Here is a 19143-nt window from a genome sequence, read left to right as displayed (position 1 = left end):
TTGGATTGGATTGGATTGAATTTCCAGAAAACGAGGTTTTGCAGAGGCCCCCTCATGCTTATTTCACCAGTTCACGCCAGCTAATGCGTCTACCCAGCGGCTTGGGTGAAGCATAGGGAATGTCAATGTCCAAAGGCCTGTCCCTGTTGCCCGTCGTCGATATGTGATCGGTTGCCTTGCCATCGCCGGTGGTAGTGGTGGCATGTCCCGAGATCGTTGAGCCGTCCACAATGATCGATACATCGCCCTTGCCATCCGGCCCTTGGATCACGGCCTGACCAGTGTTGAAGTTCAGGTAATTGATCCAGCCATAGCCGCCTGCCAGGCACACATCGGGTGAAGGCACATTGCTGGCGATGACCAGGGTTGTGTTGGCTAAGCGCATGTCGATATTCACGCGCTCACCTGAGTCGGGCAAATCTACGTACCAGCCCTTGGCATCATCCTTGCAGTCCGTCGAACTGCCCAAGCACCTTATCGTGCGCGTGCGCTGGCCGCCCGCTCCGGTACTGGGCTCCAGCAGCATCTGATTGAGCCGGCTGCGCAGCGACTCCCCCGACATGCCATCCATGCTGTCATCGAAGCCATAGACGCTTTGCGTACTCTTGTCTGCAAGATCGTATGAACCAAACAGCCTGCCGGTTCCCACCAGGATGCGCGGCCTCTCGGTCGCCGCAGAAGTGGGCACCAGTTCCATACGCGTGGTAATGGGCTGGGGATTGCTGCTTTCGTCCACCAGTTGAACGACCTTCTTCGCGCTCTTGGCTGAGCCGTCCTTATTGAACTCGAAGCGCCAGACATTGCCTTCCAGATCGCCGCCATACAGCAGCTGCGTCGTATTGTCGGTGGCCGGGTTGCGCACGAAGTTGTTGATCTCCCTCAGGCCGCTGCCTGCCGTGGCAATCGTGTGGATGATGCTGCCGTCGTTGGCATCAAGCACATAGAGATACCCCTTGTTATCCGAATTGTTGTAGCCAGAGGTCAGGAACACTGCCCAGCGGCCGTCGGGCAGCTTGGACACCAGTGGCCGCCCAAAGCTATGGCCCATGGTGGAGATGCTCGTGCTGTTGACTTCCCATAGCGGCTTGGGGTCCTGCGGGTTGGTGATATCCAGCGCATAGTAGCCCTTGCCGCCCTTGTTGAATCCGCCCACCAGGATGGTTTTCCAGGTGCCGCCGGCCTGGATGTCGGCCGTCACCGCAGAGCCGTCCACAAAGTAGCGGTGACCGCCTTCATAGCTGACGCTGGCCAGTCTGGGCAGCTCCGGCATCACGGTCGTCGGCACAAAGGCCCAGGCCTCACGTGCAGCCGTCTGCACCTGCTTGCTGCCTTCGATGCCGGAAGCACGCGGGTCCACCTCGGCATAGAAGGCATGCAGCATGCCATCGTTACCGCCCACATACACCATCGGCGTGCGGCCGCGCTGGGCCAGCCGAAAGGCGCTATGGCCTGCATCCCGGTACTTGCGCAGTGGCTCCCCCACATACAGCGGCTGCGAGCCGATGATGTCGCCCAGCCTGCTCTCGCGCGTTCGGTACAGCCTGCCGCTCTGGTCCTTGGTGAAGCCCTCCTTGCTCTGGTCGCCACGGATGAAGTTCACCAGATTCTGGCCCAGGGCGGCCTCCTTTTGCGTGGTCGACATCTGGTCGTACTGTGCCAGACGGCTTGAGGCATGGGTGCCGCTAAAGTTGCTTTGCAGGCTGCCCAGCTCGCTCCATGTGAAAGGCTTTCGCGTCTTGCTGCCGTCCATGAAGTAGATCGTGCGGGGGTCGCTGGCCTGATCACGGGCATCGAGCCTGGCCCGTGCCGACCAGCCATCAATCTGTGTGCGCTGGCCCGATTGCGGATCGATCTTGTAGGCCAGCAGGTCGCCAGACCATCGGCCGGTCTTGTAAGTGGCGCCGTAGGCGTAGTGGCTGTCGGCACTTACCAGCGCAGAGGACACCGCCACGCCGGCCCCCGAACCCGTGGCTGCGCGGATGTCTGTAAACACCTCGCTCAGGCCGGCCTCGATGGCTTTGGGATCATTGGCGCTGAAGTACAGGCCCCGGCCATTCACGGCGGTATGCCAGAAATCATCGATGGATTGCCGTTGATCGTAGTTCGTCGTGCCCTCAATGGGCCAGATCGGCCAGGTCTTCTTGCCCGTGCGCAGGTCGGCAAAATCGCCCGCACCATTCTTGTAGTTCTTGTCGTACTTGAGGTTCCCCGAAACGCCCATGCCAATCACATAGGTGCTCATGTGCTGCCAAGCAGCCTTGTCATCCTCCGCTCCGTTACCTGCGGGCTTCACCACATTGTCGCTGTCAGGGCGAAGGTCGGTCGCATAGTAATACTGGGCCACGTCGGCCAGCGAGTTGGTGCTTCCTCCTCGGGCGTCTTGCATATTCAACACTTCGCAGGGCAGCTTGCCGCAGGCCGTGTGGGTCGCGGGAAGCTTTGTCCATGGGGGCGTTCCTGGCTGCGGCCGCCCTCCCGGGGGTTGTTCAAGCGGAAGCAGCGCCGCCCATTCCTCAGGGGCATAGCATCTTGGAGGGGACTCCAGGTCACCGTCGAAGTAATTTTTTTTACCTGTCGTCGTTTCCGTCTCGACCGTGCCGGTCATCACCTTCTTGTCGGTCCAATAGCTGCCCGCGTAGGTCTTCTGCCTGCCCAAGGCTTCCACGCAGGCCGGCGCAGAGCAATTGGCAGGTTCGTCGGCCACGATTTCGCTTGTGGACTGGCCCACGCCTGAGCAGTCCGTCACCTTTTTCGTGCTCGCGTTGTAGCCTGGGATACAGGCTTCACCCTGGAGCACTGTGACGGTGTGGGGGCCGTCCTTGATGCACTGGATTTCGACACCATTGGCAGCCTTGCTCTTGCTGGCCTCGCAAGCCGCAAAGTCCGCTTCGGACTGCAGGTAGGTCAGTCCGCCGCCTGCCCCTTCATCGACCTTGCTGCAACTGCTGGTGGTCCAGCCATTGGCTTGCGTTGGATTCCCGCCCCCATCCAGCGAGGATTCGCAGGTGCCGTAGGCCATGTCCGTGGCTTCGGATTTGTCTATACAGTCGGTAATTTGCTTGAAGCCGTCTATCAATGATCCCGAGCAGGAAGGCACGGATTTGCCTGGCTCGGAGGCTGTGGTACATGTAGTCTGCGTCCAACCATTGGCCGCCGAAGGGAGGCTGGCAGCGCACCGATTCGTTGCAACGTCAGTCGGATCGGGGGCATCAATAGTGCACCAGCTGACAATACAGCCATTTTCTGCCGTGGCGTCCTGCGGTGTGCAGGTGCCTGGAGCCTTGGGACGGCTCGCCGGCGGCACAATGCCCTCCTTGCCTGGCTCTGGCTTGCATGATGGCGGGTCTGTGACGTCGCCTCTGTTTTTGCACTCGCGGCCGATCCAGCCATTGCTTGCCGAGGGAACCTCATCCGAACAGGTCTGCGCAGGCCGCCAGATACTGTTTCTTTTCTCACAGGACAGCCCCTCCGAAGGAACTTCCCGGCAGGTATTGGTGGAAGGGCTCTTCTCAACCGGACCGCTCCAAGTGATCGGCAAGGGCGTGCATTCCCAGAAATATCCATTCAAAATGTTGCCGTCTTTGCAAAACATCGGTGCAACATTCGCGGTGTGCAGAGGGTCCGGGTCCCCACGGCTCCCGCACTGGGTATTCATGCGCCCCGGTTTATCGTCCAAGGGACCCGGGGTACAGACTGGAGTCCACTCCTGACCAGCATACTTCTTGCATTCGTAATACAGGTTGTTGTTGGATGCATCCAGCACGGGGGTCGTCGTAATCTGGCAGCTATTGTCCGTGACCGATGTGTACTCCTCTTTTCTGCAATTGGTCGTCTTGAATCCATTGTCCTTGCTGGGTTGAACCGATTTGCATTCGTCGGCTGTGACGAATTTCTCTTCCTTGTGCTTCGCGTTGCAGTTGGAGAACTGCACCATTGAAAGAGGATTGGCATGCCCTTGCGATGCAGCCAGGATTTTGTCCCGCAGATCCGGGTGAATGGCCCCGCAAGCGGCAACAGGCCCGGAATAAGGTGCGACCGAGGTAGTACCGTCACATTGGATGAGCCCCCATCCCTCCACATACTGGCCATGTCTGTCACAAAAATCCTTTGCGATGACGGGTACGGACAAGGTTTCGCACTCGACCAAGAAGAATCCGTCCATACCGGCAGAGCAGAACTGCACCACGCTCCCCTGGTCGCTGCCCTCCAGCCTGCAGCCGCCTGGAAATTGATCGCATACCGCTTTGTCCGTGGTCTTGAGGTCCTGCTCACCCACGGCAGGGTTCTTGTACCAATAGAAATAGCGCTTTTGCCGGGTCTGTATGGCCAGGGCCGAAGCCCAGGGCGTCTGTGTTTGCGTACTCCAGGTGCTTGTCAACTTCCAGCGGTATTGCGACTTGCGGACATAGTCCCAGGTAATCAATTGTCTGTAGAGCTTGCGGGTGACCTTCTCTGTCTTTTGCGAATACCAGTAGGACTGGACGCGCTTGGGCCATTCCAGTTGCTCCGTCATGTCGCCGATTTTTCCGAAGTGCTCTCGCAGCGTCCTCGTGCTTTTCTTCATCCAGCGAAGAGTGGCAGTACGCCAGGTTTTCTTGAGAACGTCTTTCTTGACGATCTTTTTGTAGATGGTCTCGGTCTTGGTGCCCCCGCCTGGCGTCGTCACCTTCCAGCCCAAGCTGCACGACTTCGAGTCATAGCTGACGCTGGCATCGTGTACGTCTTTGGTGCCCTTGACCGAGCCATCGAAAATAGGCCGCGGGCGCAGCCCATCGGCATCGGTCAGCGATTCTGGCGGGCCGTCCTGCTGGCCGACCAGGGTTTTGCCATCGATCTTCACAGGCCCTGCGCTCTCTTGCCCGATGTTCCAGTACCCATCAGTGGTGACAATGGCGTAGTGGCGCTGGCAGGCCGAGACCACAGGGTCGACGAAGGGCGTCATGCTGGCATTGATGCTGTCGCTTTGGCCTGCATAGTAGCGACCGACGCGAGCCAGTGCCTCGCGGGCGGGCGAGGTGCCGCCAGTCTTGACCGTCTGTATGGCCTCGAGCCACTGCTGCTTGCCCTCTGTGTTGAAGTCAGCGACCGGTAAAAACTTGCTGTGGGGCCCGGCACCGGGATTGGCCACGGTCAGAAAGCCGATGCGAAAATTGTCGTTCAGTGTGGAAAAAGCCAGGCTGACCGACGACTTGGCCATATTGATGCGCGTGCGGTAATAGCTATACCAAATGGCGAAATTTTGCTTTTGGGTGTCTGATGATATGGCTGTGCGTACCCAATGTCCGTTTGGGCCGCCGCCCCAGACGCGTTCGCTGAGCACGCCGACGCGCAGTGTGCCGTCGTCCACGCGCATTGAGTTCCATTTCGATTGCTTGCTGTCGATCTTGTTGCAAACACCGGAAACCTGGGAGGACTCCTCAAACTGAGGCTCCGCTATATATACCGAGTGGTACTTTTGCCATCGAAAGTAATAGGCTGGCTGGGCGGGATCTTCAATATACGCCCTGCGGCGGGTGTCGTTGTCGTAGGCCTGAAAGTTCGTAGACAGATTCACCGTGCCCAGAGACTGGTCGTAGCCGTCCTTCCAGGCGTTCTCAAACGCAGGCGTGTCCATATCCCGGCCATCAGGCCTCTTGGGCAGCACATAAGTAGTTTGCGGGTTGTAGTACAGCGTGTTGCACAGCGCGCTTTTGTAGCCAACGGGAAAGTAGGTGGTGCCGTCCGGCTCCCAGTCGTCGGGCATGTGGGTCCACTGCATGGAGTCAGAGGTATCCAGAAGCAGCATCACGTTCGGCTTGTTCTGATCGGCCATGATGCCCAGCGGCGTGTCCGATATCTGCACGACATCCTGGGCCGGGGCGTCGGCCACGGCCATGCGGCCGGCGAAGGCCAGCATGCCCAAACTGACGACCCCTGCCAGCGACGCTGCTACGAATGGCCGCAGCCTGTATGTCAGTTTCTGGTGCATCTCGAACCTCCCTTTTCCAATCTCGGGTAGCCCGAGTGCCTGTCTTTCTGTTGGTCTGTCTGTCTGCCGGTCTGTCTGTTGGTCTGCATTCATGCCGAGCTGTCCACGGCCTGCGTTTTGCCGCCAGCCATGAGCACCCACGGTCAATACACGGTCATCTGCACCAGGCTTAGGGTGCTGCGCGGGCCCGTGGCCCGTGCCGTGATGCGGTACATGGGGCGGGCGTTGCAAGAGGAAGCACTGCCTGCCGTCTCTGAGGAGCCTGGACAATCCAGCTCCTGCGGCAGCACGCAGCTTTGGCCAGCCGCATCCCAGCGGCCGGCGTCCCTGCACAGCCGGTGAATGAGAAATTCCACCTTGTTGCCCAGGCCATCGTCTTCGGTGACCAGCTTGGCCTGGCTCCAGTCCAGCGGCGCCCCGGGGTCATGGCTGGCGAAGTAGCCACCGTCGGCATCGGCCTCCAGCGTCGCACTGCCAGCGGAATACAGCGCATCGAGCTGGGCCATGCCTCTCTCCAGTCCCAAGTCGGCACCCGATGTGGCCCCTTGCTTGAGCGCAAGGCTGCCCGCCATGCCGGCGCCCTGAGTAGAGGTGCGCATCACGGCCAGGCCGGTGAGCGTCATCACCAGCAGCACGATCAATGCGACCAGAAGGATGACGCCGCGTTGCGGCTCCTGCCTGGGGGGCCTGGGGCGATGTGCGGGTGAATGCACGGCTTTCATAGCTGCTGTCCCCATAGCGTGTTGCGCAGCGGGACAATGCTTTCGTATACCCGGTAGCGGTAGTGCATCCACTCATCCCCGTCTCCCATGCTGAATTGCTTGGTGCCGTTGGCCCAGCGGGGGGCGGAGTTGGTGACTTTGTCTTTTTCGTAGTGCGGAATACGCATCAATACGGCGATACGCACAGCAAGAATCTGCTCCCACCTGGTTGCATCGGGAGAAAGCGAGGCGGTCCATTCGGCTTCTTCATCGATCGCGCCATTGGCGTTGGCGTCATAGCCGTATTCGGCCTGAAGTTGCAATATGTCATGGGCCACGGCGACCTTGTCCGTCTCGGTTTCGTCGAGATGGTTGTAGCGGGTCAGTTGCTTCTTCTCGTCCACGCTCCAGACGGTGAGGGTCGGCTCCGGCCCCAGGCTGTAGAGCATGCCTTCGCCCAGGCTGCTTTTGCTCGAATCCAGGAGGCTGATGTGAGCGCCATCATTGCGCGTGGCATCGACCTCCTGGCCTTGGTAAAAATCCTGGTAGGAGCCGGTCTTTCGATGGACTTTGTTTTTGTTGGCGGCTGCCGTCGCGGATGTCGGGTCGGCCCCGGCGGTCACTTCCATCAGCAGGCAGTTGTCGGTGAAGCTGTCGCTGGTGCCCAGGATCACATCGCCGGCCTGGAAGCCCGCATTCGATCTCTCCATCTTGAACTCACCGCCACTGCTGCCCACATAGCGGGCACCGGCAAACATATTGCTGGAAGAGCCGGTCAGCACCCAGATTCTCCCGTCTGCTATACGCACAGGTAGCAGCGGGAAGTCGAAAGCGGCCGTGCTGCGTCCGCTGTTGTACGCTTTCACTGAGCAGTTGAGATAGCGGGCGTCGATGCTTGCAAACCCCAGCCCTGCCGAGCGGATATCGCGTTCAATGGCGAACAATGCCATGGAGCCTGCCGTCTGCGCTTCACTGATCGAGACGATGGTGCGCCGCCGCCCTTCGGACGTTGCATACAACTGGTAGATGGCCAGCATGCTGGCCAGACCTATGGCCAACCCCACCATGATTTCGATCAGGGAAAAACCGAGGGATCGACCCATCGCCGGTGGCCTTGCGCATGGGCGCTTGCGTTTGTACATTGGCATGCCCTAGTGCACGAAAGCCTGGATCTGGTAGTTGCGCACGGCCGGGTCATTGGGCCCTTGCCAGCACAGCGTGACCGTGATCCGGTTGTCGTGCGCTGCATCAATCCTGACTTGCTGCATGGCAGCCGTGGCGCCAGGCAGGCCATGCACGTTGGGTTGCTCACCCCGTGCGGCTTTGAGCACGCCTTTGAACGTGGAGTCTCCTGCGCTATTGCCGCTGAAGTCGCACATCTCGCCATCGGGCTGGTGCTGGAACGCTGTAAGCGAGTTCGCCAGATTTTCTGGCGAGCTGCGGCTCACTTTGAGTTCGATCAGCCGCACGATCTGCGAAGCGAACATGCCCGCCTCCGTGCGGTACTGCGCATGGCCGGCCCAGGTCGCAGACTTCATGGTCAGCCCGGCAATTCCGAGGATGCCAGTCATGACGATGACGATGGATACAAGTGACTCGATCAGCACAATGCCGTGCTGGTTGCGACCCTGTCTTGCGCCTGTACTGGCGGGCGAAGTCAGCATTTGCGGTTATCTCCGTTGTTTGAAATGCCTGGATCGCACAAACGAACCTGTCCGCCAAGCGATATGACGACATGCAGGCAGCGGGGACCCTGGGGATAGCAGGTGTCCGCTGCGGGGCCCAGGAATTTGACGATCTGGTTGACGGAGGCCGCACCCTGGCCATCGAACTGCACGACGGCCTCGTTGGCCGCCACGCGCAGTCCCGTGGTTCGTGCCTCCTGCGGATCTTTGCTGTCAACCCATTCCGTTCCCTCGAGCGTGCTCCAGTCGACTCCCTGCGGGCCACCACCTGCCAGCATTACCCAGCCGAGGCCATTCACACTGGCAGTGGGCTGTGAAGCGCGGGGATCATCGGTCAGCAGGAGACGTACCTCGGCATTGCGACGTACGGCCTCGGCGCGCGCAAGTTGTGCGCCGCTGTAATAGGTCTGTGCCGCCGCGCGGATGCGAGCGTCGGTCAGGTAGGCGCTGGCGCTGGGCAGCGTCATCAGCATGAAGAAGACTGTGAGACCCAGGCCCACGAGCATCTCGACCAGGGTGAAGCCCTGTACTCCCTGGAATGCGGCGGCGCGGCGCATCAGCAACTTCCATCCCTGCGTGAAGACCAGCAATTTGCTTCAGGCTTCGTCCAGCCAGTAGGCGTTGCAGCAGTCTTGCGCACGCCCTTGGTGTCAATGGTGAAGACAAAACCACCCATGCTGCCCTTGCCTGTGGCGGTGACCTTGGGGGGTGTTTCGTCCAGGGAGCAGGTGTACTTGAAGTGGCTGGTTTCCGCAGGCAAAGGCGCGATCGAGTCCGCCTCGCAGGCACCGGTGTACTTGCGGTAATCCTGGAAATACTGCTCCAGCTTGGCCCCCATGTCCGCAAGAGGCACCAGGCCATCGACGATGCGTCCGCGTTTGAGGTAGTCGCTATAGCTAGGCACGGCGATTGCCAACAGGATGCCCATCATGGCTATGACGATCAGAAGTTCGATCAGTGTGAAGCCTCTCACACACTCACTCTTATGCATTGATACTCTGTTTTTATTTAATTCAGGGCGCGAATTTAGGCAGAAACCCAGAAAAACTCCCACAGCAAAATTTCAAAATAAGACTATTCTTATAGAAACCAAGGAGTCCTGTGCGTAAAGTGCATTCTTCAATCCGAGTTCCATGGATTAATCATGGGAAATATTGTTGGCGTCGGAATTAACAACCCCCTCATTATCATGATTTTTATTGCCTATTCCTTTCCCATTCATGAATATTTCCCCAAACGCCTACTTCCGGTTGATCCGTATCATTTGAGTCGATATCGTTTTCGTTGGCGTTTTGCTCTATTCTCTTCCGATTTCTGCGAATTCTAGCCAAAACCAACCACAACAACAAAAATACAAAAACCATACTTAATGAGTACCACGACCAATCCACAACTGGCTCAAACCGCATTAACTTCAATACGGAAACAACTGCACCCAATAGAATCAAGAAATACATACCACCTCCCCCCTGCTGAACATGTGAAATATGCAGATTTCAGTCAAATGACATTCAATTCAATGCAATCTCTTGATCGGCGGCAATCCATTGCGTTAGCTGCGCATGCAAGCCAAAGCACAGAGACAAACAGCAATTGCCAAAGCCAAGAAGATCATTCCCATTCAGTTCTCACAATCACCCAATAACTCACCTCTCTTGCAAGGATGAACAGCCATAGAAATCAATGCCCCTGCAGTAATCTTGAGCAACTGAAAACCAGGTAGGAGTGTCTGCTTTGTACTGAAATGGCAAATCTTGCCGCTCATGAATAATAGTGATCCAACTTTGCGCTTCAATCACCTGCTTAGCACCTGCACTACACCTCAGATCCCGCCAGGAATTATCAATGATGAGTTTCAGGAAAAAAGTATATGCATCCTGCTTATTGATTTACCGTACATATTTTGGTGACCGTTCTGAAAATGGAACCGATGCGCTCCATTGGAGAGATCACTCCTGAGCAACAGGAAATTTCCTCAGTTCCCTATATATCCACGAGATCCACACAACAGCCTCTCTGGGAAATCAACAATCGACCATCAGAAAAACCATGGAAAAATGCAGTAAGAAAAACAGCTATTCAGGCGTTTGGAATCCTCCGCAGCAATCCACTTCTGCCTCACGCCTGCGTACGCAGTCATGGTCCGCGCTTGAATATAGACTGGAGGAAACCTCACTTCCGCAGATTGATAGCATCAAGATCCTTCATTCCAGTGAAGGGTGCGGATGGGGCGATTTAGCGGCAGCGATTACTCAGGAGTCCCCGCACACCATTGAGCACCGACCTATCTCCAGCATATGGATTGCGATGGTGCTGACTCCAGCAGACATTCAGCGCAATGCACAGGGGGAAAATTTTGCAGGCTTGCTTGAGCCTCAGTCGCTGGTCATAACTCCGCCCGGTGAGGCCGTTGTAGATACGATAGGCAACCATCCTCGCACGTTGCATTTCTTCCTGAAGGATAGTGTGCTCAGAGAAGTGGCCGAGGACATATTCGACTTAGGAAAGGTGGAATTTCACTACAAGGCTTCGTTCGGCGCCACCGACCCCATATTGTCGCAACTGATGCGCGCGACCAAACAGATGCTTTTAGAGGGTCTATATCAGGACTGGCGCGGCGAGTACCTCGCACGCGCCATTGGCAGCCACATCCTCCAGCGGCATTGTGTACTTGACGGCAAGGAGCCCCCTCATGCCGACGTACGGCTGTCAGCGTCTCAACTCAGAAAAGTGGACGAATATATGCATTCCCACTTGGAGCGGCCTTTCACATTCGGAGAATTGGCCGCATATGTCGGCTTGAGCCGTACCGTACTTTTCCAGCGATTCACCCGGACCTTGCATCTAACGCCCAACCAATATCGACAGAATCTGCGGGTTGCACAGGCCAAGGCACTCATTAAAAATGGCGAAATGACGCTCTCCGAGATTGCCAGTGCTTGTGGGTTTTCTGACCAAACCCACATGAATCGCACCTTCCGACAGCAACTGGGGGTGACCCCTGGTCAGTATCGCAGGGACATCGAATAGGGCTCCTCGACAACAAAGAGTTCGCCATGAACAAGCCAGTTTTCAGATTCCGGTTCGGCGGTGTTCTCCCAGCCTGAGTGGAACCATCAGCGAGAGCACATGAGAGTCTTGCGCCCCCATATTGAAGCTTGTATCTGGCAGGGAGGAGGACATGGGACGCCTGGGGAACGTCGACTCCGGGCAGAAGAATACCGGGATGGCATTGGCCCTGCGGTCGCCGAATGACCGCCACCATGCTCGATTTGGCCGCAGACAGCTGCTCTTTCGTCCATTCACTTGTGACCCCGAAATCAGGCGCAGGACGATCTGGCGCTCATATCGAATGTCTGCTCCAGGAATTCATGACGCCCGCAGCCTCCTCGCCATGAGCTGGCCTGAAGGGTCTGAAACGAATGATCTCCGATCCATCCAGTGTGAACTTGCTCGGGGCCTAATGAACCCACAGCACCTCGAACTGCTGTCGGAGCGGCGCGACCTGTACCGACACCTCATCGCCTTCACATTTACCCAGCATAGCCCTGCCCAAGGGGGCTTTGCTGCTGATGACCTGGATGAGTTCAGCGCCGTTGAGCAACTTCATGTTCCCCCCATCCGGGCCGAGAAAGATCTGTTGTTGCTTGTCGTCTGAATCCACCAGGCAGATCAGTGCGCCGAGCTGTATACCTTGGCTGGCGTTGTAGGGCTGCGGGCGGAACTGGCGCCAATTGGCCATCGCTTGGCGGATGGCTTCTGCGCGACGAGCTTGGCCTGCAGCCAGGTAGGCAGCTTCGAGACCCAATGTGTCGTATTTGTTTTCGGCAATATTTTCCTCATGAGTCGCCGTTTCATGGGCGACCCTCGCTGCCTGCTCGACTTGCAGAAGGTCCTCGGCCAGCCGTTTCAGCACCTGCTGCTGCAACAACAATTTATCCATAACAAAAGGTAGGCATCTCGAACAAGTTGGAGGCCTTGATTATGAAGGCCCCCTCCCCCTTTCGAGGCTTCCATTGGCTACAGGTCAATGGGTTGCCAGCGCCTGCACCACATCTGCACCTGGCAGTTGCTCAGCAGTTGCCAGACTGAGCTCCCACGGGCTGCATTGAACAAATACACTGCTTGTCACCCTGCTTCGGGCGATAACGGCCTCCGAGGCCTTGCTTCAAGCAGATTCCGGATATCGACTTCAAATGCTACCCACTAGAACTACCAAGGAGACCCCGTGAACCGTCGACAGATACTTGCTTCCATCGCCGCCGTAGGCACGCTCACCACCATGGCAACCGTCCACGCGGAAACTGCTTTTCCGCAAAAGCCCATTACTTTTGTCGTTCCGTATCTGGCTGGTGGAACTACCGATCTCGTGGCACGAGTCGTGGGCGAGCACATGGCACGCACGCTGGGTCAACCGGTGGTGATCGAGAACAAGCCTGGCGCCGGGGGCAATATCGGCATGGATGCAGTGGCCAAGTCCAAGCCCGACGGCTACACGATCGGTTTCGGAGCCATCTCCACCAATGCGCTCAACCCGCACATCTACAAATCGATGGCATTTGATCCCCGCAAGGACTTCACTGCAGTTTCCATGCTGGGCTACTCCACCATCGTGCTGGAAGTGGGCAAGAGCTTCCCGGCAAACAACGTGCAGGAGCTCATCGCCTACATCAAAGCGAACCCAGGCTTTCAGTACGGTACGGCCGGCGCCGGAACCAGCATGCACCTGGCTGGCGTGATGTTTGCGCAAATGACAGGCCTGGATACTGTCCATGTGCCCTATAAAGGCAGCGTACCGGGTATCACCGACATGCTTGGCGGCCACCTGCCCGCCATGTTTGATAACCTGCCCGCTTCCCTGCCACACATTCAGGCAGGCAAGCTCAAAGCACTGGCCGTGGCTGGTAGCGAGCGCAGTCCATCGTTACCCAATGTGCCGACAATCGCGGAGAGCGGACTCAAAGGCTACGCAGTCGACCCATGGTTCGGGGTATATGGCCCAGCCAAGCTCGACCCCGCCATCACAGCCAAACTCAATACTGCCATCAACCAGGCCCTGAGCGATCCGGCCGTCAAGGACAAACTGGTGCAGGCCGGGTTCACCCCCAAGGGATCTGCGGCACCAGCCTTCGAAGCGCTGACACAGTCCGAATACAAACGACTGGGCGAGGTGGCACGCAAGGCCCAGATGCAGGTCAACTGACGGCGCCGCCTCCAGACGCCTAGCAATAGAGAGTCGAAGCCGGGCCTCTTAGCACCTCGACACGCTCCAAAGCAAAAGGTGTTTCCGCAAAGCAGCCGAAATACCCACCCGAATGAATGCGCAGACCATCCAGGCAGGTTTGCCTTCCGTGAGGAGACCGCGCATGAACAAGTTGTTGGCACTGGTCTGCCCCTCTTCCGAGCGCACACCCGAGGTGCAGCGCAAGGCGTCAGAGAAGGTTTGAATGCCTTGCCGGTCCATTGGGTCGCGAGTGACACGAATACCGCCTGCGGGGCCTCGCGCAGGTCGGTGTCGGTCTGGTGCCGGTAGCCGCCCACTTGGCAGTCCAGTCCACGACGAGACTGGTAACGGCTTCATGCTCGGCTTGCACCGGCACCCGCACCTTACCCAAGGTGGCATCGTGCCCTATTGCAGCGCCTGACGCCACTACGGGCGTGCCACCTGTCATTGCAGGCAGAAGCGATTGCCAGAGAGGGGACGCGTCGAGCCAAGCAACCGACCCCGAGGACGAAGTTGCCGCTCAAGACAGGGGACGCTCCAAAAACTGGTGTGGCCGGTGAAAGCCGCTCAAGCAGTGGTCCGTGATCGGCTGCATATTCCGGTCAAACTGACCGCGTTTGCCGGTGTGGCTGACCAGGCTGCTGGTCGTGACCGACTGAGTTCGGCTAGAAGTTGTCGTCCGGTCGGTAGCCGTGAACGGCAGGTCTAGGCTGATCTGAGTCATTCAGGGTCTAGTGCTTGAGCGACCGCAACCAGCAACATCGGTTGTTGAACGCCACAGGTCCTGAATGGCTGCTTCGCCCTTGAAACATGTCGCTCGATTGCGCGGTTCTCTGCATACAGGCACGAAGGAGCGCCTCTGGCGCAGCGATAGGCTCATGTCGACCGTGGATTCAACGGCGCTGCAGGCCGTTGGTGTTCTCATTCGTGTTGCGCTGCCAGAGGCAGTGTGGAGCGGCAAAGAAGACCTTCACGCCGGACTCAATGGTGGGCCTAGCATGATCGGGCAGCTCCCTGCTGCGGACCCAGGTCAGTGACTGCAACAATTGTGCAGCGAACACACCCACAGCTCAGGAAGGGATGCTGTATCGCAGATAATGAGAAGGATTCCCATCTAAAAGCGCGCATAGGTTCAGCCACCGCCACATCTCGACGCCAAATTTCCGAATGCAATCCCCATACTTATCGCATTGGTCGAGTTGTGCTTGAGCATTATTACCGTGATCTGCTGAACTTCTTGTCTCGCAAGGTGGCGGATCGTTCTGTCGCAGCTGATTTAACGCAGGAAACCTATGCCCGCATCTATGCGGCGCAAGCCTCAGGTACAGCCATCAACAACGGACGGGCACTTCTCTATCAGACAGCCCGCAATCTTGCTATCGACCATCAACGGCATAACATTGTCCGCGATGGCGTTGAAGTACCCTCTATCGATGAAGAGCCTGTCGAAGTTGCTGGTCCGGTAGGGCTGGAGCCCGAGACGGCACTTTCCTCGCAGCAAGGCATATTAAGTTTGGTGACGGCTATCGACGGACTTCCTCTGCGTTGCAGGGAGGCATTCATGCTCAACCGCTTTGAGGGAATGACCTACCCGCAGGTGGCAGAACGCATGGGTATTTCAGTCAAGGCAGTGGAGCAACACCTTAAGCATGCACTTGATGCCTGTGAACGTGTCCGTACACAAGGCCAAGTAGGCCCAGGCGTAACGGCCGTTGCACGCAAGAAACTGAATCGGTCCAGGCATGACTGAGCAAGATTGAGTCCGACAGCCGGCCTAGGGTATTTGGCTCACGACACGTCTACCTATATAAGAAACTAAGTCCCATGACTCCATCTCTGCCCCCCACTGCCAACGGCAATCCTGCTCGGGAAGATGCCTTGGACTGGTTCGTCCGGCGGCGAGACCAAGGGCTTAGCGCGCAAGATGAGCATGCATTTCAAGCATGGCTCAACGCCGCCTCGTTAAACCGTGCTGCCTTTGATCATTGGCAAGCGGAGTGGCAGTCTTTCGACGCCATCCCACAAGACATGAAGGCGCTTCTGCAGCGCAACCTGGCATACGACCAAGCCATGGAAGCAGCCAGCGGCGCTGCGCGCGAGGCCGTTCAGGCTGGCAAATCGAGGCAAGACCATGCTGAAGCTGAATCCAATACTGAAACTATCGTCAGAACCGGACCAACGCGCCGCAGAATTCTGATGCCAGCCTTAAGCATGGCAGCCGTAGCTACCGTCGTGACAAGTACAGGAGGCCTTGCCTGGAAGCACTGGCAGGCCCAGCCCACTTTTGTTCAATCATTGGCCTCCAAGCGAGGTCAACAATTGGAAGCAACGATGCCTGACGGCAGCCGTTTGCGTCTTGATGCCGCTACCCGCCTAGAAGTCGCCTACTACCGCAATCGACGCGAAGTGACATTGCTTGAAGGCCAAGCTATGTTCGAGGTTGCGACCAACCCGACTTTGCCTTTCGATGTGTTGGCAGGGCCTGTACACGTCACGGTGGTGGGTACACGTTTTGCCGTGCGGTACACCCCCAGCTTGCCGGGCGAAGCTGGAGTACATGTTGCCGTTGAGGAAGGCAAAGTGCGTGTCGCACAAATGAGAACTAGCGGCCATGTTGTGATGCTCTCTGCTGGCCAGCAAGTCACAAGTGATCGCGATGGCGTACTGGCATCTGTGAGTTCCATTGCGCCTGCTGACGTGGCACCTTGGCAGAGTCAGCGTGTGCGCTTCGATAGCCAACGACTGGATGTCGCGCTGGCGGAACTTGGGCGCTATGTGGATGTGCCGCTGGTCATCCATGACCCTAGCGTTGCCGCCTTGCCGATCACTGGCGTGTTCAACCCTACCGATCTATCTACCTTCCAGCGCGTGCTGCCTGCATCGCTACCCGTTCGACTTAAAGCGGTCGGGCAAGGAACTTGGGAAATCGTCATGCGCTGATCTGCGCCAAGTTCGTGTCACTCATCCAGCAAATTTTTTTGCTACGGGACTAGGGTATTCGGCACTCACCCCGTCTTCCTAAGTAAGAACCATTCGTTTTTGCATCGGAGGACTTTGATGTCTCGTTTCCCCCTGCGGCCAGCACCGCTCGCTCTGGCCGCCGCACTGGCATTGGCTGGATCTTCGCTTCATGCTCAAGGCATAGCGCCAGCTCCTTCCGCTGCTCCGCTTCAGTTCAATATTGCGGCCAAACCATTGGCCCAGGCATTGAGCGATTGGGCTTTGCAAACGCGCTTGCAGCTCATTGTCCAGCCGTCGTTGGTTAGCGGAAAAACTTCTCCAGTTGTCACGGGTACTTTGACACCGCGGCAGGCTCTGGATCGTCTGTTGGGTAGCAGCGGCCTCGTGGGCGTGCAAGACGGGAACGCGATTGTTATCAAGTCCGCAGGCGCAGCGCAGGAGGCTATGACGCTTGGTACTGTCACTGTCACAGGGCAAATCGAGCGCGATGGAACCACCGAAGGCACCGGCGTTTACACCACCAACAGTGTGCGCACGGCCACCAAAATGGACTTGTCCATCCGCGAGACGCCGCAATCGGTCAGCGTGGTGACGCAGCAGCAGATGCGCGATGCCAACATGCAGTCGCTTGACGATGTGACCGAAGCCATTCCGGGTGTTACCTTTAGCAAGCTAGGCACCGAGCGCTCGTACTTCTATTCGCGTGGCTTTCAGATCACCGACCTGCAGATCGATGGCCTGTCCACCAGCATGGCCGAGAGCTTCTCAGCCGACGCCATGTCGCTCAACAACATGGCGATCTATGACCGGGTGGAGGTAGTGCGGGGCGCCAATGGCTTGCTCCAAGGGTCGGGCAACCCGTCTGCCATCATCAACCTAGTGCGCAAGCGGCCTACTCGTGAGTTCCAGATGAGCGCCGAGTTGGGGGCCAGCTCCTGGGCGGATTACCGCACGCAGCTTGATGTATCGGGCCCGCTCAATGCCTCAGGCAGCCTGCGCGGTCGCGCCGTGGTGTTCGACAACCAGGCCAACAGCTTCAAGCAGGGCGCCAAAACCGACAACCGCATGCTTTATGCCATCGTGGAGGCTGATCTGGGCAGTGCAACGACGGCCAGCCTCGGCTTCAGCGCCCAGCGAGATAACCACCAGGGCTATGACTGGGGGGGCTTCAATACGCGGGAAGATGGCTCGTTCTATCGCTTGGACCGCTCTGCGTCACAAGCAGGCCCAGACGCTCACCTTAACCGGGACAACTACACCGTCTTCGGCGACCTAAAGCATGATCTGGGCAATGGCTGGAATCTGAAAGCTGCCTTCAATGCGGTGCGTTCCAACGCCAGCTTTCTGGCCAACTACCCTGCGCGCGCCTCGGGCAGTAACGAGACCCTGTCCTGGGTGAATGCAGAGTACACTGATAAGCAGGTCGCCTTCGATCTGCATGCCACTGGCCCATACACTCTGTTTGGCCGTCAACACCAGCTCATGCTGGGCCTGAGCAGCCGCAGAGACAACTTCGACTACGACATCTATGCGGCGCAGGGGTCGCAGACGATCGACGTCACCAACTTCGACTTCTCCTCCATCCGTCGGCCGGGCTTTAGCAGTACGCCCACTGTTTATGCGTTGGAGCGCAACGAGAAAGGCGCGTCTGTCGCCACTCGTCTGAGCGCCACTGATGCGCTCAGCTTCATCATCGGCAGCCGTCTGAGCTGGGCGGACTATTCCTCGCGCAGTCCGTACACCAACGCATCGTTCGACTCCGGTCGGCAGTTCATTCCCTATGCGGGCGTGGTCTATGATCTGAGCGCGGCACATGCGCTCTACGCCAGCTATACCGATATCTATTCGATACAGCAATATTACAGCCCGAGCGGGTTACTCGACCCGGTGAAAGGTAAGAACTACGAAGTCGGGATAAAGAGCCAGTTCTTCGAAGGCCGTCTGCAGACTGCTGCGGCCTTGTTCCAGACCGACCAGCTCAATTTGCCGGTGGCCATGAATGTGGCTTCGACCTGTGGGCTAAGTGGCGGCACTCGGTGCTACACAGAGGGTGCCAAGGTCCGGAACCGCGGCATCGATCTTGAGGTTACGGGCTCACCCACACCGGGTTGGAACATTGCCGCAGGCTTCACGTTTAGCGACCCGAAGTACGTAGCAGGCCCAAATGAGGGTAAGGACTACAACACAACCTTGCCTCGCAAGGTCTTCAAAGTATCCACTGACTATCGACTCCCCGGGGGGCGGTGGCGAGTAGGGGGGAGTGTGCAGGCGCAGAGCGCCATGTTCTACAACGGCAACGGCTTTCAAATTCAGCAGGGCGGCTACACGCTGCTGAATCTGCATGCAGGTTATGAATTCAACCGCCATCTACGGTTGCAATTGAACGTGCGAAATGCGCTGGACAAGCATTACTACCAATCCATCCCTACCAACAACAACTATGGCGGTGTCTTCGTCGGAACGCCACGCAGTTTCGCTGTGACCCTGCGCTACGACTACTGAGCGGCAGCCTTATTCACTGTCCACTCGACTGCCGGCTTCGTCGCCATGCTTTGGCAAGCCATCGCAGTCGCAGGATTCGGCGGCTATGGCCATTGTCAGTAC

13 protein-coding genes and 2 pseudogenes are annotated in these 19143 nt (G+C 57.8%); 5 read left to right on the top strand and 10 right to left on the bottom strand.

Annotated elements, in window-relative coordinates:
• Nucleotides 1-58: 58 nt before the first annotated feature.
• The 6 genes from DFO48_RS23355 to DFO48_RS25840 form a co-directional block, all read right to left on the bottom strand.
• Nucleotides 59-5896 (bottom strand): pilus assembly protein, encoded by a 5838-nt coding sequence (locus DFO48_RS23355; RefSeq protein WP_158545689.1) that lies wholly within the window; start codon nucleotides 5894-5896, stop codon nucleotides 59-61.
• A 215-nt stretch (nucleotides 5897-6111) separates the two neighbouring features.
• Entirely contained in the window at nucleotides 6112-6690 is a 579-nt protein-coding gene (locus DFO48_RS23350; protein WP_158545688.1) for a PilX N-terminal domain-containing pilus assembly protein, read from the bottom strand.
• The gene (locus DFO48_RS23345; RefSeq protein WP_158545687.1) at nucleotides 6687-7772 is read right to left on the bottom strand and encodes a PilW family protein; all 1086 of its coding nucleotides are present in this window, start codon (nucleotides 7770-7772) and stop codon (nucleotides 6687-6689) included. Before DFO48_RS23345 ends, DFO48_RS23350 begins: the two co-directional genes overlap by 4 nt.
• A gap of 48 nt (nucleotides 7773-7820) precedes the next feature.
• Nucleotides 7821-8333: a hypothetical protein gene (locus DFO48_RS23340; RefSeq protein WP_114864924.1), complete on the bottom strand. Its 513-nt coding sequence runs from the start codon at nucleotides 8331-8333 to the stop codon at nucleotides 7821-7823.
• The gene (locus DFO48_RS23335) at nucleotides 8327-8911 is read right to left on the bottom strand and encodes a GspH/FimT family pseudopilin (protein WP_114864923.1); all 585 of its coding nucleotides are present in this window, start codon (nucleotides 8909-8911) and stop codon (nucleotides 8327-8329) included. Before DFO48_RS23335 ends, DFO48_RS23340 begins: the two co-directional genes overlap by 7 nt.
• Nucleotides 8911-9327: a type IV pilin protein gene (locus DFO48_RS25840; RefSeq protein ID WP_304466309.1), complete on the bottom strand. Its 417-nt coding sequence runs from the start codon at nucleotides 9325-9327 to the stop codon at nucleotides 8911-8913. Before DFO48_RS25840 ends, DFO48_RS23335 begins: the two co-directional genes overlap by 1 nt.
• 1076 nt (nucleotides 9328-10403) lie before the next feature.
• Between DFO48_RS25840 and DFO48_RS23325 the strand changes: the two genes are divergently transcribed.
• Nucleotides 10404-11384, top strand: a complete 981-nt coding sequence (locus DFO48_RS23325; protein WP_114864921.1) for an AraC family transcriptional regulator — start codon at nucleotides 10404-10406, stop codon at nucleotides 11382-11384.
• Nucleotides 11385-11814: 430 nt separating this feature from the next.
• On the opposite strand, the gene DFO48_RS23320 is transcribed toward DFO48_RS23325, so the two are convergent.
• The gene (locus DFO48_RS23320) at nucleotides 11815-12297 is read right to left on the bottom strand and encodes a GreA/GreB family elongation factor (RefSeq protein ID WP_114864920.1); all 483 of its coding nucleotides are present in this window, start codon (nucleotides 12295-12297) and stop codon (nucleotides 11815-11817) included.
• Between the two features lie 285 nt (nucleotides 12298-12582).
• Here DFO48_RS23320 and DFO48_RS23315 point away from each other — a divergent pair, with 285 nt between their 5' ends.
• A complete protein-coding gene (locus DFO48_RS23315; protein ID WP_114864919.1) occupies nucleotides 12583-13557 on the top strand; it encodes a tripartite tricarboxylate transporter substrate binding protein in 975 nt (324 codons plus the stop codon).
• 19 nt (nucleotides 13558-13576) lie between these two features.
• Here the strand turns inward: DFO48_RS23315 and DFO48_RS25910 are convergent, their stop codons facing one another.
• From DFO48_RS25910 to DFO48_RS25510, 3 genes and pseudogenes are all read right to left on the bottom strand, one after another.
• On the bottom strand, nucleotides 13577-13690 hold the full coding sequence (locus tag DFO48_RS25910) for a TonB-dependent receptor plug domain-containing protein (RefSeq protein ID WP_370449612.1): 114 nt from the start codon (nucleotides 13688-13690) through the stop codon (nucleotides 13577-13579).
• Nucleotides 13691-13722: 32 nt separating this feature from the next.
• Nucleotides 13723-13935 (bottom strand): annotated as a pseudogene (locus DFO48_RS25905) (hypothetical protein); the annotation flags it as partial.
• Nucleotides 13936-14474: 539 nt separating this feature from the next.
• Nucleotides 14475-14627, bottom strand: a pseudogene (locus tag DFO48_RS25510) (IS30 family transposase); the annotation flags it as partial.
• On the opposite strand from DFO48_RS25510, the gene DFO48_RS23300 reads away from it, so the two are divergent.
• The 3 genes from DFO48_RS23300 to DFO48_RS23290 all read left to right on the top strand — a co-directional run bounded on the left by DFO48_RS23300 (nucleotide 14612) and on the right by DFO48_RS23290 (nucleotide 19041).
• Nucleotides 14612-15328 (top strand): RNA polymerase sigma factor, encoded by a 717-nt coding sequence (locus DFO48_RS23300; RefSeq protein ID WP_370449610.1) that lies wholly within the window; start codon nucleotides 14612-14614, stop codon nucleotides 15326-15328. The pseudogene DFO48_RS25510 and the gene DFO48_RS23300 sit on opposite strands and share 16 nt — an antisense overlap.
• A gap of 74 nt (nucleotides 15329-15402) precedes the next feature.
• Nucleotides 15403-16518, top strand: coding sequence for a FecR domain-containing protein (locus tag DFO48_RS23295; RefSeq protein WP_114864917.1), 1116 nt, complete (start codon nucleotides 15403-15405; stop codon nucleotides 16516-16518).
• Between the two features lie 117 nt (nucleotides 16519-16635).
• Nucleotides 16636-19041 carry a TonB-dependent siderophore receptor gene (locus tag DFO48_RS23290; RefSeq protein ID WP_114864916.1) on the top strand — a complete coding sequence of 802 codons (2406 nt, stop codon included), beginning with the start codon at nucleotides 16636-16638 and terminating at the stop codon, nucleotides 19039-19041.
• Nucleotides 19042-19143: the final 102 nt, after the last annotated feature.

Origin of the sequence: Comamonas sp. AG1104 (assembly GCF_003350425.1) — a bacterium.
Lineage (GTDB): Bacteria > Pseudomonadota > Gammaproteobacteria > Burkholderiales > Burkholderiaceae_C > Comamonas > Comamonas testosteroni.
This window is presented reverse-complemented; position numbering and strand designations above follow the sequence as displayed.